We start from the raw sequence: 15,595 nt of genomic DNA, 5'->3' as shown, positions 1-15,595 counted from the left end.
CTGGTGCAAGGCGCGCTGGACCACGAAATGACCGAAGACCTGACCAACGTCGTCCCAGGCACCGACGCCGCCGAACCGGTGCTGTCCGCCACCCCCGATCCCTACGTCGCCCCGGTTCAAGCCGCGGCGGGGAAGTTCTGAGTCAGGTGCATGTCGATATGGATGTCGGCGAACGGACAGATCACGGAACCGTCGTCGGCTTTTTCCAGCAGACCCAAGTCAACCAGCGCCTTGGTGTCCTCGTGGACACGCCGGACATCGCGCTCTAAACGCCGCGCCAGTTCGCGGATGCCGACCTGTCCCGCGCCCAGCATTTCCCTGACGATATTCCAACGCAACTCCGTAAGTTGGCCGAAAAATGCCGCTGGCGATTCGAAGTTGAGCCGTTCGCCCTGGTAGGCCCCGGCCGCCAGACCATGCTTGGCACGGCGCCCCGCATCTGCCAGAAACGCCCGCCAATCCTGGTCGATCGTGATGGTTAAAGTCCGGTCCATTGTCATTCCCTCCATTTCTCGACTTCCTCAGAAAAGTCTTCCAGCAACTGCTCGATGGTCGTAAACCGATAGGCATGCTCCCGGTCTCCGACATGCTTGTGATCGCCTTTGCCACGCTCGTTGTCAAAACCGACGACGCGTTTTCCTTCGCGGATATAGGCAAGGCGATACTTGAAGCCGTGTGTCGTGGGCGGGACAGGATCGGGCACCTTCCAAATAACGATCTGCAAGATCCCAAAGTCTTCATCAATGCTCTTGTCGCTGATGATGAGTTGAGCTTTCATAAGACATACCGGCCCGTCGTGTTGGCAATTCAGACAACATACCCGCTGTTGGCGACTTTGCCAACAGATGCCGGACCGAATTGTAACTTATAAGAAATACCTGAAATATCGTGAAGCCCAGGGGCAAACACGCGCCCTTATACTCGCCAGCGCACGCGGTGGGGCATGGTGGTTTTCCGGCTTGCCGCGTGGGCATGCCGTCTGCCCGACCCGCCTTTGCATTCCAAGAAAACAAAAGGAAAGCGCGACCTTTATGACACCCTCTTCGAAGGCCAACCTGCCCGTTCGCAGCATCCTGGCGAGCTTGCTTGCCGCCGCCAGCGTGACCTTGGCGGCGTCGCCCGCCGTTGCCGCGAGCGACGCGCCCGCCCCGATATCCCAAGCCGCCGCTGCCCGCGTAGCGCCGCCGGATGTGCCGTCCATGCTGTACGCCATCTACGACGTAGACGGCAAGGGCGAGACGACATACGAAGTGGCCAACGGCAGTGTCGCCACGTATTGGTTCGGGCACGCCTTCGAATCCGAGGGTACGCATTACTACACCGGCTTTGCGTGGGACACGGCGGACCGCTACGGCAAGCCGGGCGAAGACGATGTGGGCCCGGGCACCCGGGTCAACCTGACCGAAGCGACCTTCGTGCTGACGGACCCTGCCTCTGAACGGCCCTGGAAGTTTCGCGGCATGGAACCCACCATCGGCGAATTCGGCGCGTACGAACGCGGCGAAGACGTGGACACGCGCCGCAAGCCGCTGGAATTTCGCACGCCCGCCGGCAAGCTGCTGCTGGCCGTGCCCACCACCAATTTCGACAATGGCATCACCAGCACCGGCTACGCGCTGCTGGTCTTCAACCCCGAGCGGCTCAAGGAAGAAGTGGACGGCCACGTCTGGACGTACGTGGGCAGCCTGCTGACCGGCGAGGACAACAGCGCGGCCTGCGCCGACGGCGACGTCATGCCGTGCACGTCCAGCAAGGGCGAGCTGGTGTTTTCCAACGATGGCAAGCAGGACATGCCCACCGTGACCGTCAAACCCAGCGGCACCACGATTTCAGGCCCCAACAAGACGCGTCAGCTGGGCGCGGCCGACATCACGGCCTATGTCTTCGACCCGGCCAGCAAGGCGTACGTCGCGAAGTAAGGCAATGCCGCCGCCCCCAGCGGCAAGACAGCGGCAATACCGCTGCAATACAGCTGCAATACAGCTTTCGTACAGGTGCTATTAAGCCCGCCTGCCTACAATTTCCGCATGGAATTTATTCCGCTTTTCGGGTTGGATGTTCATGCGGTTGTTGCAGCAGGCTTTGGTTTCCCAGCATCGGGGCGGGATACGCATTGAGTCCCCGGATTTTCACCACGCAGGCATCGCGCTGCACGAGTTGACGCAGTTCCTGGCGCAGGCCGGCCTGCGTCAGGCAGCGAACTGTTCGGGTTTGACGGGCGCTTCGCCCGGCGCCCATGCCTGGTTGCACCACGCCTTTGCGCGGGCCTACGCCCCGGACCATGACACCACGCAGTTCGCGCGGCAGCTGGGCTTGCGCACCGAGGCCCATGACGGCGACCTGGATTGCGAAATCCTGCTGGCCATGCTGGCCAGCCCGGTGGCGTTCACCTTTCCCGATGTAGCCGAATTGCAGTCGGCGGTGCGCATCCGCCGCTACATCGTGCAGGCCGCGCGCAAGACCGCGCTGGCCTTTGACACCGAACACGCCGAGCGCCCGGACGATTACTGGACCTACGACGAAGCGCGCGGCTTTACCGTGCTGCCCGGGCGGTCCTTGATCCAGGGCCTGCAAAAGGCCACCCAGCCCGACGCGTCGGGCCAGCGATACGCGTTTTCCTGCTATCGCGCCACCGAGTACGTGACTGTGCTGGGCATTGCGCAAGAACTTCAGCACGCCAACCCTGAACTTGGCCGCCGGCTTCAGCGCCAATGGGAAACGCGCGCCGTCATGTCTGGGCGCTTTCATGAGGCGTTCCTGCACGAATACGGGTCGATGGACGCGCCGCTGCCGCAACGCTTCTATGTTCCCGGCGACCGCCTGTGGTTCCGCAACCCCGACGCGGCCTCGTCCGACGTGGAAGGCTTTGAAGGGTCCTGGGTGTTTTATCTGGGCAACGGGCTGTTCAACAATTTCTGGGAACGCGGCCGCCCCTACACCCTGACGTCCAAGTGCGTGGAGATTTTTCACTGGCGCCATGGCCTGTTCAGGGATGACGCCGGCACCCCGCGCATGGACGAAGCGATCGTGCAGGACCGGGTGCGGCAGACCCTGGCGGACCCCGCCGCCACCGCCGCCGTGTTGTCGCGCATGGCGCGCATCCGCGACCCGCAAGGGGTGTACGCCGAAGGCGGCTGCATTGATGCAACGCGTGAGCGAGTGCGGTGGGTGCGGCCGGGCCATAGCGACATCGCGCTGCCGGAATGCCCCGGCCCCGACACCTCCTGGGCCATCGCCGCCTGAAGCCCCTGGTCGGATGCAAACGGCGCGTGCAACAATCGCGCGATGAATGTATTCCTGCTCGGTTTTCCCGCCGTGATGACAGCGGCCATCCTCATTTATCGGGTCGCGCGCCGGCACCCGGCCGAACCCTATCGCCTGCTGGGATTGCGCGTGGTGACCGGTGGGCTGCTGTATGCCGCCATCGGGCCCCTGATCGGTCTGGCTGTCGTGCCGCTGGTCGTGAAAATTCCGGACAGCCTGCAAAACCTGGAAGGCGTGTGGGCGGCGTATCTATTGGGCGGCCTGCCCGCCCTGTGTTGCGGCATGACGGCGGGCGCGCTGAAGCGGTCCGCGCCTAGCTGGCCGGTGTTCGCGGCCGTATGCGGCGCCGGCGCGCTGTACGGCTTCGTGTTCATGTTGCAGCTTACCGGCGTGGACCGGCTGCGTTCGATCAGTGATTCCTTGCAGATTGGCGCCCTGCCCAGCCTGGTCGCGGCCATTGCGGGTTCCCTTCTGTTTCTTGGCGTACGCCCGAAAAAAGCACCGGCCACAAACTGAAAGTCTGGAAAAACCAAAGAGACTTCGTTATTCTGCATTCGCGGATTTCACCATTCCGCCCGCGCCGCCATTCACCGGAACGGCAACGGATCCGAATCCTGCGGCCGCAGACCAGGACTGTCCAACGACATGGCGACACAAAGGAAAGTGAGCTTGCTGGCGGTCCTGATTGCGCTGGCCGTACTCAGCGTAGCGGTGGGCTTTGCCAACGCGTTGGTCGCCGGTTACCAGGTCCAGAAGGCGCAAGCCGTGCGCAACGCGCTGGAATCGAACCGGGCGTACGCCCAGAAACTCTCCGAAGTCATCACCCTGTATCTTGCCGCCGTCCACCGTCAGCTGGACGTGGGCGCCGACGCGTTTACGGCCGGCCAACTGTCCGGGGCGCAGCGGCAAACCGAACTTGCCCGCCTGGCCTCAAGGATCGAAGGCGTTTCCGCCGTGCTGCTGGCCGACGCGCAGGGCACGGTCACGGCGCGCGGCGAGAACAGCCCTGGCACGCTAGCCGCCATCAATAGCCTGAACGATTTGCGCGTTGCGGAAACCCGCATCGGCGAATGGGTTCGCCCGTGCTGTCAGCCCGACGGCCGACACGCGACGCTGACGCTGGTGAATCCCCTTCCCGATGGCGGCGCGCTTGCGGCCGTGGTGATCCTGGAACGCGGCAGCCAGATCGACAAGCTGATCGGCCAGCATCCCTATGCCGACGGCACCCAGGTATACCTGGTGAACAGCGCCGGCCAGGCGCTGTACAGCCGCGATGCCAACACGCCCTTGGCCATCGTGCCCGGCAACACCCCCGCCGGCACGCCGACCATGACCGCCCCCGGCTCGGCTCAGGTGACAGACGCCGACGGCCATGTCCTGTTGACCGGCTACGCGCCGTTGGGCAAGGGTAAATGGGCGGTGGTCGTGCAGCGGCCGTTGGACCACGCGCTGTCGCCGTTGAAGGCGCTGCTGTACGAATCCCTGCGCCTGGCCATCCCCGCCGTGTTGCTGACCTTGATTGCGGTTAGTGCCCTGGCCTACGCCATCGCCCGCCCGCTGACGCGCCTGACCCGCGCGCTGGCCACCCCCGTCGCGGCCGACGCCCCGGGGCTGACCTCCAACGGCCCCCGCGCCTGGTACGCCGAGGCCGATGCCTTGCGCACCGCCCTGGCGGCCCGGCTGGCGCAGCACCGGCACGAAGTCGGCAGGCTGAATACGGAATCGCTGACGGACCCGATGACCGGCCTGATGAACCGACGCGCCATGCGCTTGCGGCTGGATGAACTGGTGGGCGCCGGCACCGCGTTCGCGATCATTGCGCTGGACGTCGACCATTTCAAGCAGATTAACGACACCCACGGCCACCCCACGGGCGATCAGGTCCTGATTGCACTGGCGCGCACGTTGAGCGCCAGCGTACGCCAGCAAGACCGGCCGTTTCGGGTGGGCGGCGAGGAGTTCGTGGTGATCGTGCCGGACGCCGCCGAAGCCGTGGCCATGGCCGCGGCCGAGCGCATCCGCGCGGGGGTCGCGCGCACCGACATGCCGCCCGGCGTGGGCCAGGTGACGGTGTCCGTGGGGCTGGCCTTGTGGCCACAAGACGCGGCATCGCCCCAAGCCGCCGTTACCTGCGCCGATCAGGCTTTGTACGCGTCCAAACAAAACGGACGCAACCGCGTTACCCGATGGAATACCCGGCACGTCCATACAACCAACCCCGAAGGCAAGGTGGCAACGTGAGCTATTCATTGATCCTGGCATTGTGCGCAGCTGTATTTTTCTTTCTTCTGCTTGGCGCGATCCGCGTCGGCCGCTACCTGGGCCATCGGCACGACATGGACGAGAAAAGCCGCGCCGGTTCGGCGGCGATCGAAGCGTCGGTCTTCGCGTTGCTGGGCTTGCTGATCGCCTTCACGTTTTCGGGCGCGGCCCAGCGCATGGCCGACCGCCGCAACCTGCTGGTGCAAGAGGTCAACGCCATCGGCACCGCCTGGCTGCGCATCGATATGCTGAACGCGCCCGACCAGCCGCCGCTGCGCGACCAGTTTCGCCGCTACGTAGACGAGCGCATCAACTACTACCGGCACGTGGCCGACCTGGATCAGCGCGACGCCATCGCGGCCAAGGCGTCGGCCTTGCAGAACGAAATATGGAAGACGTCCATGGCGGCTGCCAGGAACGCCGTGCCGCCGTTCGCGGCATCCTACATCGGCGCCGTCAACGACATGTTTGACGTGTCCTCGGCCCAAATCGTCGCGCAGAAGGTGCACCCGCCCGCGATGACGTATGTGTTCCTGGGATTCCTGGCGCTGGTGTGCGCCTGCCTGATCGGCCTGAACCTGGCCAGCGCGCATCGCGACACCCTGCTACACCAGATCATCTATGCGCTGGTCATGACGGCGGCGCTGTACATCATTGTCGACTTTGAATTTCCGCGCATCGGCGTGATACGCATCGACCAAAGCGACGTCCTGCTGATGGCGCAGCGCCAGGTCATGGGCGGCGAGCCATCCGGGGCGCGCCCGTGACACGCGCCCCCGCCCTGTCGGCGCGTGCGTCGGCGTGCGTGGTCGCGGCGGTGGCTTGCGTCGTGGGCGCGGACGCAGGCGCGCAAACGCTGCGCCTGACGCAGGACGATCTGCAAAAGCGCGCCAACGGCGTGCTGGCCTTGATGTCGTATTCCATCGTGCCCGACATCACGACCAGTTCGCTGTCCATTGGCGGCGGCGGGTCCACGTCGGGGTCCAGCGAATTTTTCATGACGCAGCTGGGCGGCGGCGACACCATTTCAAAGTCGGTGCCGCTCTACCTGGAAGGGGTGCTGGCCGGCAGCCGCTACGACCCCACCTTCGTGGCCACCCAGGGTACCGAGTCGCGCAACATCCCCACCAAATGGAACAGCCTGTCGGCCACCGGCGGCATCGGTTGGGACTTCAAGCTGACCGACGAGTTGAAGCTGCGACCCATCTTCAACGTTGCGCTGGGCAACGTCACCAGCGACCTGCGCGCGGCAAGCTGGTACGTGGGCCGCCAGACGGGCAAGGACGTCACCTTCCTGGACCGCGGATCGCTAAACGCCTATGGCCTGGGCGGGTCCTTGATGCTGGACTACGAGCATTACCGGCCGGGCTACGAGGTGGACGTAGAGCTGCGCTATTCGGACATCCGCCTGAAAAGCTTTGCCAGCTCGGCCGCCGTGCAGGGCAGCGCCATCGCGCAATCGGCCAACCTGTGGGCACGCTACCGGGCACCCACGGGCATCACCCTGCTGCAACGCCCCTTGCGCTATGTGCTGGAGCTGACGCATTCGGAATTCCTGGGCGACCAGCGCGGCGTGTTGGGGTTTGACCGGCTGACGTCGGTGGGCGCCGGGCTGGAGCTTGATTCCAGCGCGTATGACGTCATCATCACCCGCACGCGGCTGGTGGGCCGCTATGTGTTCGGCAACAACGTGTCGGGGTTTTCAGTGGGGCTGGCGGTCAGCTTCTGACGCGCGCAAAGCGGTCAGGCGTCCGCCGCGCCATGCACGGCCAGCGACTGTGCAAGCCCAAGCGCATGCGCCAGGAATTCCGACCCGTCGTCCTTGCGATAGCTGGCGATAACCGGCGACACGAAGCCGTCCCCCTCGATGCGCACGTGCACCACGTCCTGCCGCTGCAAACGCTGCACGGACGCCGGCACCACGGACACGCCCAGACCCGCCGCCACCAGGCCAATTGCCGTCTGCAATTCGTTGGCCTCCTGCACGACTTGCAGCGCATGCCCGCCCGCGCGAAACAGCCCCAGCACGTGATCCGCGAAGTTCGGGCGTGGGCGCGCGGGATACAGCACGAAGGGTTCTTGCGCCAGGCGGTCAACGGACACGCTGGCCAGTCCCGCCAAGGGGTGATGCAAGGGCACGGCGGCCATCAGCGGTTCGGTCATCAGCACCCGGCGTTCGATGGCCGGGTCATCCAGCAGGATGCGGCCGATGCCCAGGTCGATACGCCCGGCCTTCAACGCTTCGATCTGCGGCAGGCTGGTCATCTCGGTCAGGCCCACTTCCACTTGCGCGTCGGCGCTGCGCAGTTGGCGGATCAGTTCCGGCACAAAACCATACAGCGTCGACGGCACAAACCCGATGCCGAACCAGCGGCGCTGGGTCTGGCCCAGGCGGCGCGTGCCTTCCAGCACTTCTTCCAGGCGCGCGGTCAACAGCCGCGACTGTTCCAGCAGAAAGCGGCCGGCTTCGGTCAGCCGCAGTGCGCGCGTGGTGCGTTCGAACAGCACCACGCCCAGCTCGTCTTCAAACTGGCGGATTTGGCGGCTAAGCGGCGGCTGGGCGATATGCAAACGCGCGGCGGCGCGGGTGAAGCTGCCCTCTTCCGCCACGGCCTGAAAGTAACGCAAGTGCCTCAGTTGCATGGGTCACCTAGACTGGAAAGGTATGAATGGAAACCCATATAGTCTTGGACGCCAAGGAAAAGCACGAGCCATACTGCGAAGATTGCTGGCCCTTCGGCTGGAAAAGTATGAATCCAGCTAGCGTGGGGCCGCCCACACAAAGACAAAGCCGCGCCGCCCGACAAGAGCGCGTCCTGAATAAACCAAGCACCTTGGAGACAACCATGCGCCTGCGCCATGTGATCAAACCCTTAGCCCGCGCCGTCGTGGCCCTGTCGCTGATAAGCGGCGCGTCGGCCGCGCTGGCCGACAGCTACCCCGACCATCCCATCAAGTGGGTCGTGCCGTTCCCGCCCGGCGGCGCCATGGACAGCATCGCGCGCACGTTGGGCGAATCGATGAGCAAGCAGCTCAATACCTCGGTCATCGTGGAAAACCGCGCGGGCGCGGGCGGCAACATCGGTGCGGCCAGCGTCGCGCGTGCCAAGCCGGACGGCTACACGATCCTGATCGTGGCCAACGGCATGGCGGTCAACCCCGCGCTGTACGCGGATTTGAACTACGACCCCATCAAGGACTTTGCGCCGATCTCGTTGCTGGCGGTCGTGCCCAACGTGTTGGTGACCAACCCGGCACGCACGGGCGCGACCAGCGTGCAGGACGTCATCACGAAAGCCCGCGCCCAGCCCAACCACTACACCTACGCATCGGCGGGAGTCGGCACATCGATTCATCTGGCGGGCGAACTGTTCGTGTCGATGACCGGGGTCGACATGCTGCACGTGCCGTACAAGGGCAGCGGCCCGGCCGTTGCCGACTTGCTGGGCGGCCAGGTGGACTACATGTTCGACAGCATCACGTCCGCCAAGCCGCACATCGCGACGGGCAAGCTGCGCGCGCTGGGCGTCACCACGGCCAAGCGTTCGGCCGCCCTGCCCGACGTGCCCACCATGCAGGAGGCCGGCGTGGCGGGCTATGAACTGATGCCGTGGTTTGCGGCCTTTGCGCCGGCGGGCACCAAGCCTGAGGTGGTGGCGAAATTGAACGAAGCCATGCGCAACGCGCTGGCCGAACCGAAGGTCAAGGCGACGCTGGATTCCATCGGCGCGGAATCGATCGGCAGCACCCCGGACGCGCTACGCGACCATCTGGCCAAGGAAACGGCGCAGTGGAAGACGCTGGTGAAGGAACGCAATATCAAGATCAACTGACTGGGTCCGTGTCCCGCCCCAAGAAAAACGCCCACGCCGCTCTCGCGTCCGTGGGCGTTTTGCCATCCGTTGATACGGCTTATTCCACCGTCGCTCCGGATTTTTTCACCACTTCGGCCCAGCGCGGAATCTCGGTGGCCATCAAGGCGCGCAACTGGTCGGGCGTACTGCCAACCAGTTCCATGCCCATGGTCTTGCCCAGCTTTTCCTGCACGTCGGGTTCTTTCAGGATGATGGCGATTTCGGCGGCCAGCTTGTCCAGGATCGGCTTGGGCGTGCCCTTGGGCGCGTACACCGCCTGCCAGGACGCCATCTGAAAGCCCGGCACGCCGGCTTCCTGCATCGTGGGCACGTTGGGCGCCAGCGAAATGCGGTCCTTGGTGGTCACGGCCAGCAGCTTGAGCTTGCCCGTTTGCAAGAGCGGCAGCGCGGCGGTCATCTGGTCAAACATGAAGGTGACCGCGCCCGAGGACACATCGACCATGGCGGGCGGCGTGCCCTTGTACGGCACGTGCGTGAGCGGCACCCCGATCATGCTGGAAAACAATTCGCCCGCCAGATGGGTGGACGTGCCCGCGCCGGACGAGGCAAACGTACGCTTGGCGGGGTCGCGCTTGAGCAGCGCGATCAGATCGGCCACCGAGTTCACGCCCAGGTTCGGGTCCACCAGCAACACGTTGGGCAGATACGCGATCAGCGAAACGGGTTCGAAATCCTTGACCGGGTCGTACTTCAGGTTCTTGTACAGGCTGGCGTTGATGGCGTGCGTGCTGATGGTGCCACCGAACAAGGTGTAGCCGTCGGGCGCCGCCTTGGCCACGTAAGTGGCGCCGATGCCGCCGGCCGCACCGGGCTTGTTTTCAACGATCACGTTCTGGTGCAGGCGGTCGCCCAGTTTCTGGGCCAGCACGCGGCCCACCACGTCGGTGGACCCGCCAACGGTAAAGGGCACCACATAGGAAATCGGCTTTTGCGCGGGCCAGTCGGCGGCGCTTGCCGCGGTGGCCAGCGTGCCCAGGACGGCGCCGGCCAGCAGCGCGGCCAACGCACTGCGTCGTTGCATGTTCATGGTTTGTCTCCTGCCTTGATTTATTGCTTATAAGTATGGGGTCGCCGGCCGCATGGCCGGCGGCAAGCCTCGGTGGCCTTGGCTTGCGGGTTTGGCCTGGTGTTTGGCCTGGTGTTTTGGCTTACCGCCCCTGCGCTTTGCGCCAGGCGGCGAATTTATCTTTGGTGCCCGGGTCGGTGGGCGGGTACAGGCCCAGGATGGACGCGCCCTGCTGCACCTGGCTGGTCACGAAGTCTTCGAACGCGGTCATTTCCACGGCTTCGACCGAGATTTCATCGGCCAGATGCGCGGGAATCACCACCACGCCTTCGCGGTCGCCCACGACGATGTCGCCCGGCCACACAGCCACGTCGCCGCAACCGATGGGCGCGTTGATGTCCAGCGCCTGGTGCAAGGTCAGGTTGGTAGGCGCCGAGGGGCGCTGGTGATACGCGGCAAAGCCCAGCTCGGCGATTTCAGGCGAATCCCGAAAGCCGCCGTCGGTCACCACGCCGGCCACGCCACGCTTCATCAGCCGCGTCACCAGGATGGAGCCGGCGGACGCGGCGCGCGCGTCCTTGCGGCTGTCCATGACCAGCACCGCGCCTTCCGGGCAGGTCTCAACCGCCACGCGCTGCGGGTGCGAGCGGTCTTCGAACACCTTGATGGTGTTCAGGTCTTCGCGGGCCGGGATGTAGCGCAGCGTGAACGCGGGGCCGACCATGTTGGGCAGGTTGGCGTTCAGCGGACGCACATCCTGGATGAACTGGTTGCGCAGGCCGCGCTTGAACAGCGCCGTGCACAGGGTGGCCGTGCTGATGCCGGACAGGCGGGCACGGGGTTCGGGGTTCATTTGGGACACGATGGCTCCGGGCAAAATGCGGAAAACAAAGTTGAAATCACAAAATTGAAATCACAAAAATGAAATCACAAAGAATGAATTCGCAAAAATGAAAGGCGATAACTGATCGGCGCGGCGGGCAGTGGCCCGCCGTTGCGCTTAGAAGATTTCGGGCTCCGGCACGGGTGCGCCGAATTCGGTTTCCAGAAAGTCAAAATCGCAGCCGTCGTTGGCTTGCAGGATGTGCTTGGAATACATCCAGCCGTAGCCGCGCTCATAGCGCTTGGGCGGCGGCGTCCAGGCGGCGCGGCGCGCGGCCAGTTCTTCGTCGCTGATGTTCAGGTGGATGCTGCGCGCCGGCACGTCGACGGTGATCAGGTCGCCCGTCTTGACGAAGGCCAGCGGGCCGCCCACGTAGGACTCGGGCGCCGCGTGCAGGATGCAGGCGCCGTAGCTCGTGCCGCTCATGCGTGCGTCAGACAGGCGCAGCATGTCGCGCACGCCCTGCTTGACCAGCTTGGTCGGGATCGGCAGCATGCCCCATTCCGGCATGCCCGGGCCGCCTTGGGGGCCGGCATTGCGCAGGATCATGATGTGTTCGGGCGTGACGTCCAGATTCTCGTCATCGACCGCCGCCTTCATGCTGGGGTAGTCGTCGAACACCAGCGCGGGGCCGGTGTGCTGCAAGAACTGCGGGGCGCAGGCGCTGGGCTTGATGACGCAGCCATCCGGCGCAATGTTGCCGCGCAAAACCGCCAGCGCGCCTTCGTCGTAGATGGCGGTGTCCAGCTTGCGGATCACGTCATCGTTATAGACCTCGGCGCCCGCGATGTTCTCGCCCAGCGTCTTGCCCGTCACCGTCATGGCCGACAGGTCCAGGTGCCCTTCCAGGCGCGTCATCAACGCGGGCAGGCCGCCAGCGTAATAGAAGTCTTCCATCAGGTAGGTGTCGCCGCTGGGCCGGATGTTCGCAATGACGGGCACCTTGCGGCTGGCGGCATCAAAGTCTTCCAGGCCGACGGCGTGGCCCGCGCGGCGCGACATGGCCACCAGGTGGATGATGGCGTTGGTCGAGCAGCCCATGGCCATGGCCACGTTGATGGCGTTCTTGAACGACGCCATGTTCAGGATGCGTTGCGGGGTGAGATCGTCCCAGACCATTTCCACCACACGGCGGCCGCATTCGGCGGACATGCGCATGTGGTTGACGTCAGCCGCCGGAATCGACGACGCGCCCGGCAGCGTCATGCCGATGGCTTCGGCAATGGCCGTCATGGTGCTGGCCGTGCCCATCGTCATGCAGGTGCCGTAGCTGCGCGCGATGCCGCCTTCCACTTCGGTCCATTGTTCTTGCGTGATCTTGCCGGCGCGGCGTTCGTCCCAGAGCTTCCAGGCGTCCGAGCCGGATCCCAGGATCTTGCCCTTCCAGTTGCCGCGCAGCATGGGGCCGGCGGGCACGTACACACACGGCAGCCCGGCGCTGATGGCGCCCATCAACAGGCCCGGGGTGGTCTTGTCGCACCCGCCCATCAGCACCGCGCCATCGACCGGGTGGCTGCGCAGCAGCTCTTCGGTTTCCATGGCCAGGAAGTTGCGATACAGCATGGTGGTGGGCTTGACGAACGATTCCGACACCGAGATCGCCGGCAGCTCCACCGGAAAGCCGCCCGCCTGGAACACGCCGCGCTTCACGTCTTCGACGCGCTGCTTGAAGTGGCTGTGACAGGGGTTCAGGTCCGACCAGGTGTTGATGATGGCGATGATGGGCCGGCCGACCCAGTCGTCCGGGCCGTAGCCCATCTGCATCATGCGTGAACGGTGGCCGAACGAACGCAGGTCATCCTTGGCCATCCAGGCGGCGCTGCGCAGACTTTCGTAGGTACGTTTCATGGGGGAATAAAGAAAGGCGTGGTGGGGATGAAGCCATTTAAACACTAATACATTAGTGCGTCAGCTAGGTGGAAACCCGCTACACTGCGGGCTTTACCTCCGTACCCCGCCAGGCCAGCGATGCAAAGCCCCAAGCTAAGACTGGACCGTTCGCGCCACGCGGCGCCCCAGGTCTTCGAACATCTACGCGAACAGATCGTGTCGCTGGAGCTCGCCCCCGGCGCGCCCCTGTCCCGCGTGACGCTGGCCGAAACCTATGGCCTGAGCCAGACGCCGATTCGCGACGCGCTGATGCGGCTGGCGGAAGAGGCGCTGGTGGAGATTTATCCGCAGCACACCACGGTGGTCAGCCGCATCGACATCCCGGCGGCCCGCCAGGCGCATTTCCTGCGGCAATCGCTGGAGCTTGAAATCGTGCACATGCTGGCGCAACGGCCCGACCCCATCCTGCACCAGCGCCTGCAAGCCAGCATCGACTTGCAGCACGCCAGCCACGCCAGCGGGCAATACCAGCAGTTCATCAACGCCGATCAGGCGTTTCACCGCGACATGCACACGGCGGCGGGCGTGCACAGCCTGTGGGAACTGGAGCAGCGCTACAGCGGGCACCTGGATCGCTTGCGTCGCCTGCATCTGCCCGAGGCCGGCAAGGCGGAACGAATCATGGACGACCATCAACGCCTGCTGGACGCCATCGTGGCGCAAGACCCGGCCGGCGCGCAGCGCGTGCTGCGCGAGCATCTGTCGGGCACGCTGAGCCAGGTGGCCGAGATCTGCAAGCGGTATCCGGAATACGTGCTGGAGCAATAGCGGGATAGATCGGCGGGGATAGCGCGACGGCCAAACGCGCATCAGCCTTCCTGCCTGCCCTCCTGCCGGCCTGCGTGCCTGCCGGCCTTCCTGCCCGCCGGCCTGCCTTCCTGCCTGCCTGCCCGCCAGCCAGCCTTCCGGCCCGCCAACGCGGCCCGGCCTGCGCCTAGTCCAGCGGATACCGCCGGATGACCGTCTTGCCGTCGCGCTCGGCCAGCGACAACAGGCCGTCGCCGGACAAGTCCAGCCCGATCAGGCCGGTTTCCACATCCTGCGGCATTTGAAACGGGCGCCAGGTCTTGCCGTGGTCGCGCGTATAGAAGTACGTCTTGGTGTATTCGTTGAACGACAACAAATGGTCCGCGTAGGTCTTGATGACCCACGCGTTGGGGCCAAACCAGGCGTCGCCGATCCAGCTTGGCGTGCCCTGCACGCTGGGCGATACCGCGCGGCGCCGCCATGACCGATCGGCTTTGTCCAGTTCATAGATGGCGTCGCCCTGGGTCTGAAACACGGCCTGGTCGCGCGTGTACAGGTCGTCCGGCGCTGGCGCGGGCACGGGCGGCACGCCCTGCGTGATGCGGAAGCCGGGCGGTGCGCCGTCCTGGAATTCCACTTCGAAACGCCGCGTCTCCAGCACTTCGTTGCCGTGGGACGCATTCAGGCTGACCCGCGTGCGCCAGCTCCAGCCGACGGCGTGCGTGTCGTCCAGCGGATAAAGCGACCAGTCGTAGGCCAATTGGTCGTCGGCGCGCGGGTTGCCGGGCCGTTCGGCGGCTTCGCGGAACGCGCGATCGAACGCGCTGGCGTCGGGCCAGACCTGGTCGTCCAGCCGCGTGGCCGCCCAGTGGCGCGCGCCATCTTCGCTGACCAAAAGGCGCTGCCCGGACTCATGGCGTTCCAGCGCGATGACGCGCTGCCCGGTCAGGAATACGGTGTACTGGCGCGAGCCGCCCAGCGTGACATCGGGCGCGTAGGTCCAGGTCTTGCCCAGGTCGTCCGACCGCAGGGTGTCCCAGCCGGAGGGCGACTCGCCCTGCCCGGCCGAAGGCGCAGCGGTCACCAGATACAGCGTGCCGCCGTCGGGCGCGCCGATCACGCTGACGCCGGTATCCCCGCGCACCGATCCCAGCAGCTCGAACACGCCGGTGCCCTGCCCGCCATAGATCAGGTTGCGCGTGTCGGCCAGTTGCCACGGCGGGGGCTGGCGCGCGTCGTAGCCGGGCAGTTGCGCGTCCAGCAGCGGCGCGCGTTCCAGGCTGGCCAGGTCCTTGGCGCCGACCAGGCGCTGGCCGATCAACAGTTGTCGTTCACCAAACCGTTGCAGCGACACGCGCGAGGACGAGGCCAGCGGCAAGCCGTTAAGTTCGCCGATGACTTCGCTGCGGGTCAACGGCTGGCCCATCGGCACCAACTGGTAGATGCCATAGCCCAAGACCGCCGCGACGGCGATGGCGACGCCGCTGGCAAGCAGTCTAAGGTTCATGGCGACGACACATACTGGGGATGAAGACCAACCATTTGGCCGGTGGCGTTTGGAGAATGGGCGAAACTATAGCGCGTTGCGCAACGTTCTCTATACTGGCGTGACATACTCTTACGCCGCATCGGCCACACACGGAACCCGGACATGATTGCAAGGCTCGC

15 protein-coding genes are annotated in these 15,595 nt (G+C 65.1%); 8 read left to right on the top strand and 7 right to left on the bottom strand.

The window, feature by feature from the left end; all coding sequences use genetic code 11:
- Positions 1-116: 116 nt before the first annotated feature.
- Positions 117-494, bottom strand: a complete 378-nt coding sequence (locus YH64_RS23680) for a hypothetical protein (RefSeq protein ID WP_046806752.1) — start codon at positions 492-494, stop codon at positions 117-119.
- A gap of 2 nt (positions 495-496) precedes the next feature.
- Positions 497-778 carry a DUF6516 family protein gene (locus tag YH64_RS23675; protein WP_046806739.1) on the bottom strand — a complete coding sequence of 94 codons (282 nt, stop codon included), beginning with the start codon at positions 776-778 and terminating at the stop codon, positions 497-499.
- A 253-nt stretch (positions 779-1,031) separates the two neighbouring features.
- Here YH64_RS23675 and YH64_RS23670 point away from each other — a divergent pair, with 253 nt between their 5' ends.
- The 6 genes from YH64_RS23670 (at position 1,032) to YH64_RS23645 (ending at position 7,255) form a co-directional block, all read left to right on the top strand.
- Entirely contained in the window at positions 1,032-1,919 is an 888-nt protein-coding gene (locus YH64_RS23670; RefSeq protein WP_082134604.1) for a hypothetical protein, read from the top strand.
- Between the two features lie 136 nt (positions 1,920-2,055).
- Entirely contained in the window at positions 2,056-3,243 is a 1,188-nt protein-coding gene (locus YH64_RS23665) for a hypothetical protein (protein WP_143215508.1), read from the top strand.
- A 42-nt stretch (positions 3,244-3,285) separates the two neighbouring features.
- Complete coding sequence (locus YH64_RS23660) at positions 3,286-3,780, top strand: hypothetical protein (RefSeq protein ID WP_046806738.1); 495 nt, start codon at positions 3,286-3,288, stop codon at positions 3,778-3,780.
- A gap of 147 nt (positions 3,781-3,927) precedes the next feature.
- The gene (locus YH64_RS23655) at positions 3,928-5,505 is read left to right on the top strand and encodes a sensor domain-containing diguanylate cyclase (RefSeq protein WP_255444697.1); all 1,578 of its coding nucleotides are present in this window, start codon (positions 3,928-3,930) and stop codon (positions 5,503-5,505) included.
- A complete protein-coding gene (locus YH64_RS23650) occupies positions 5,502-6,293 on the top strand; it encodes a hypothetical protein (RefSeq protein ID WP_046806736.1) in 792 nt (263 codons plus the stop codon). The genes YH64_RS23655 and YH64_RS23650 overlap by 4 nt, the downstream gene beginning before the upstream one ends.
- 38 nt (positions 6,294-6,331) lie before the next feature.
- Entirely contained in the window at positions 6,332-7,255 is a 924-nt protein-coding gene (locus YH64_RS23645) for a hypothetical protein (protein ID WP_046806749.1), read from the top strand.
- A gap of 14 nt (positions 7,256-7,269) precedes the next feature.
- On the opposite strand, the gene YH64_RS23640 is transcribed toward YH64_RS23645, so the two are convergent.
- Positions 7,270-8,169, bottom strand: coding sequence for a LysR family transcriptional regulator (locus YH64_RS23640; RefSeq protein ID WP_046806735.1), 900 nt, complete (start codon positions 8,167-8,169; stop codon positions 7,270-7,272).
- 203 nt (positions 8,170-8,372) lie between these two features.
- Here YH64_RS23640 and YH64_RS23635 point away from each other — a divergent pair, with 203 nt between their 5' ends.
- Positions 8,373-9,359, top strand: a complete 987-nt coding sequence (locus YH64_RS23635) for a tripartite tricarboxylate transporter substrate binding protein (RefSeq protein ID WP_104145809.1) — start codon at positions 8,373-8,375, stop codon at positions 9,357-9,359.
- Between the two features lie 79 nt (positions 9,360-9,438).
- Here YH64_RS23635 and YH64_RS23630 read toward each other — a convergent pair whose 3' ends face one another.
- The 3 genes from YH64_RS23630 to araD all read right to left on the bottom strand — a co-directional run bounded on the left by YH64_RS23630 (position 9,439) and on the right by araD (position 13,138).
- Positions 9,439-10,428 (bottom strand): tripartite tricarboxylate transporter substrate binding protein, encoded by a 990-nt coding sequence (locus tag YH64_RS23630; RefSeq protein ID WP_046806733.1) that lies wholly within the window; start codon positions 10,426-10,428, stop codon positions 9,439-9,441.
- Between the two features lie 121 nt (positions 10,429-10,549).
- Positions 10,550-11,260, bottom strand: a complete 711-nt coding sequence (locus YH64_RS23625; protein WP_046806732.1) for a ribonuclease activity regulator RraA — start codon at positions 11,258-11,260, stop codon at positions 10,550-10,552.
- A gap of 147 nt (positions 11,261-11,407) precedes the next feature.
- Positions 11,408-13,138, bottom strand: coding sequence for an L-arabinonate dehydratase (gene araD / locus YH64_RS23620; protein ID WP_046806731.1), 1,731 nt, complete (start codon positions 13,136-13,138; stop codon positions 11,408-11,410).
- A gap of 120 nt (positions 13,139-13,258) precedes the next feature.
- Between araD and YH64_RS23615 the strand changes: the two genes are divergently transcribed.
- Positions 13,259-13,948 carry a GntR family transcriptional regulator gene (locus YH64_RS23615; RefSeq protein ID WP_046806730.1) on the top strand — a complete coding sequence of 230 codons (690 nt, stop codon included), beginning with the start codon at positions 13,259-13,261 and terminating at the stop codon, positions 13,946-13,948.
- Between the two features lie 166 nt (positions 13,949-14,114).
- Here the strand turns inward: YH64_RS23615 and YH64_RS23610 are convergent, their stop codons facing one another.
- Complete coding sequence (locus YH64_RS23610; RefSeq protein ID WP_046806729.1) at positions 14,115-15,434, bottom strand: hypothetical protein; 1,320 nt, start codon at positions 15,432-15,434, stop codon at positions 14,115-14,117.
- Positions 15,435-15,595 lie beyond the last annotated feature (161 nt).

Origin of the sequence: Achromobacter sp. LC458, assembly GCF_001005835.2 — a bacterium.
In the GTDB taxonomy this organism is placed as follows: Bacteria; Pseudomonadota; Gammaproteobacteria; order Burkholderiales; family Burkholderiaceae_B; genus Achromobacter; species Achromobacter spanius_B.
Note: the sequence above shows the minus strand (reverse complement) of the source record. Positions and strands in the feature narration are given on the sequence as shown.

Coding starts and splice junctions, on each gene's coding strand:
- YH64_RS23680 (WP_046806752.1), bottom strand. CDS start 494: ATGGACCGGACTTTAACCATCACGATCGACCAGGATTGGCGGGCGTTT.
- YH64_RS23675 (WP_046806739.1), bottom strand. CDS start 778: ATGAAAGCTCAACTCATCATCAGCGACAAGAGCATTGATGAAGACTTT.
- YH64_RS23670 (WP_082134604.1), top strand. CDS start 1,032: ATGACACCCTCTTCGAAGGCCAACCTGCCCGTTCGCAGCATCCTGGCG.
- YH64_RS23665 (WP_143215508.1), top strand. CDS start 2,056: ATGTTCATGCGGTTGTTGCAGCAGGCTTTGGTTTCCCAGCATCGGGGC.
- YH64_RS23660 (WP_046806738.1), top strand. CDS start 3,286: ATGAATGTATTCCTGCTCGGTTTTCCCGCCGTGATGACAGCGGCCATC.
- YH64_RS23640 (WP_046806735.1), bottom strand. CDS start 8,169: ATGCAACTGAGGCACTTGCGTTACTTTCAGGCCGTGGCGGAAGAGGGC.
- YH64_RS23635 (WP_104145809.1), top strand. CDS start 8,373: ATGCGCCTGCGCCATGTGATCAAACCCTTAGCCCGCGCCGTCGTGGCC.
- YH64_RS23630 (WP_046806733.1), bottom strand. CDS start 10,428: ATGAACATGCAACGACGCAGTGCGTTGGCCGCGCTGCTGGCCGGCGCC.
- YH64_RS23625 (WP_046806732.1), bottom strand. CDS start 11,260: ATGAACCCCGAACCCCGTGCCCGCCTGTCCGGCATCAGCACGGCCACC.
- araD (WP_046806731.1), bottom strand. CDS start 13,138: ATGAAACGTACCTACGAAAGTCTGCGCAGCGCCGCCTGGATGGCCAAG.
- YH64_RS23615 (WP_046806730.1), top strand. CDS start 13,259: ATGCAAAGCCCCAAGCTAAGACTGGACCGTTCGCGCCACGCGGCGCCC.
- YH64_RS23610 (WP_046806729.1), bottom strand. CDS start 15,434: ATGAACCTTAGACTGCTTGCCAGCGGCGTCGCCATCGCCGTCGCGGCG.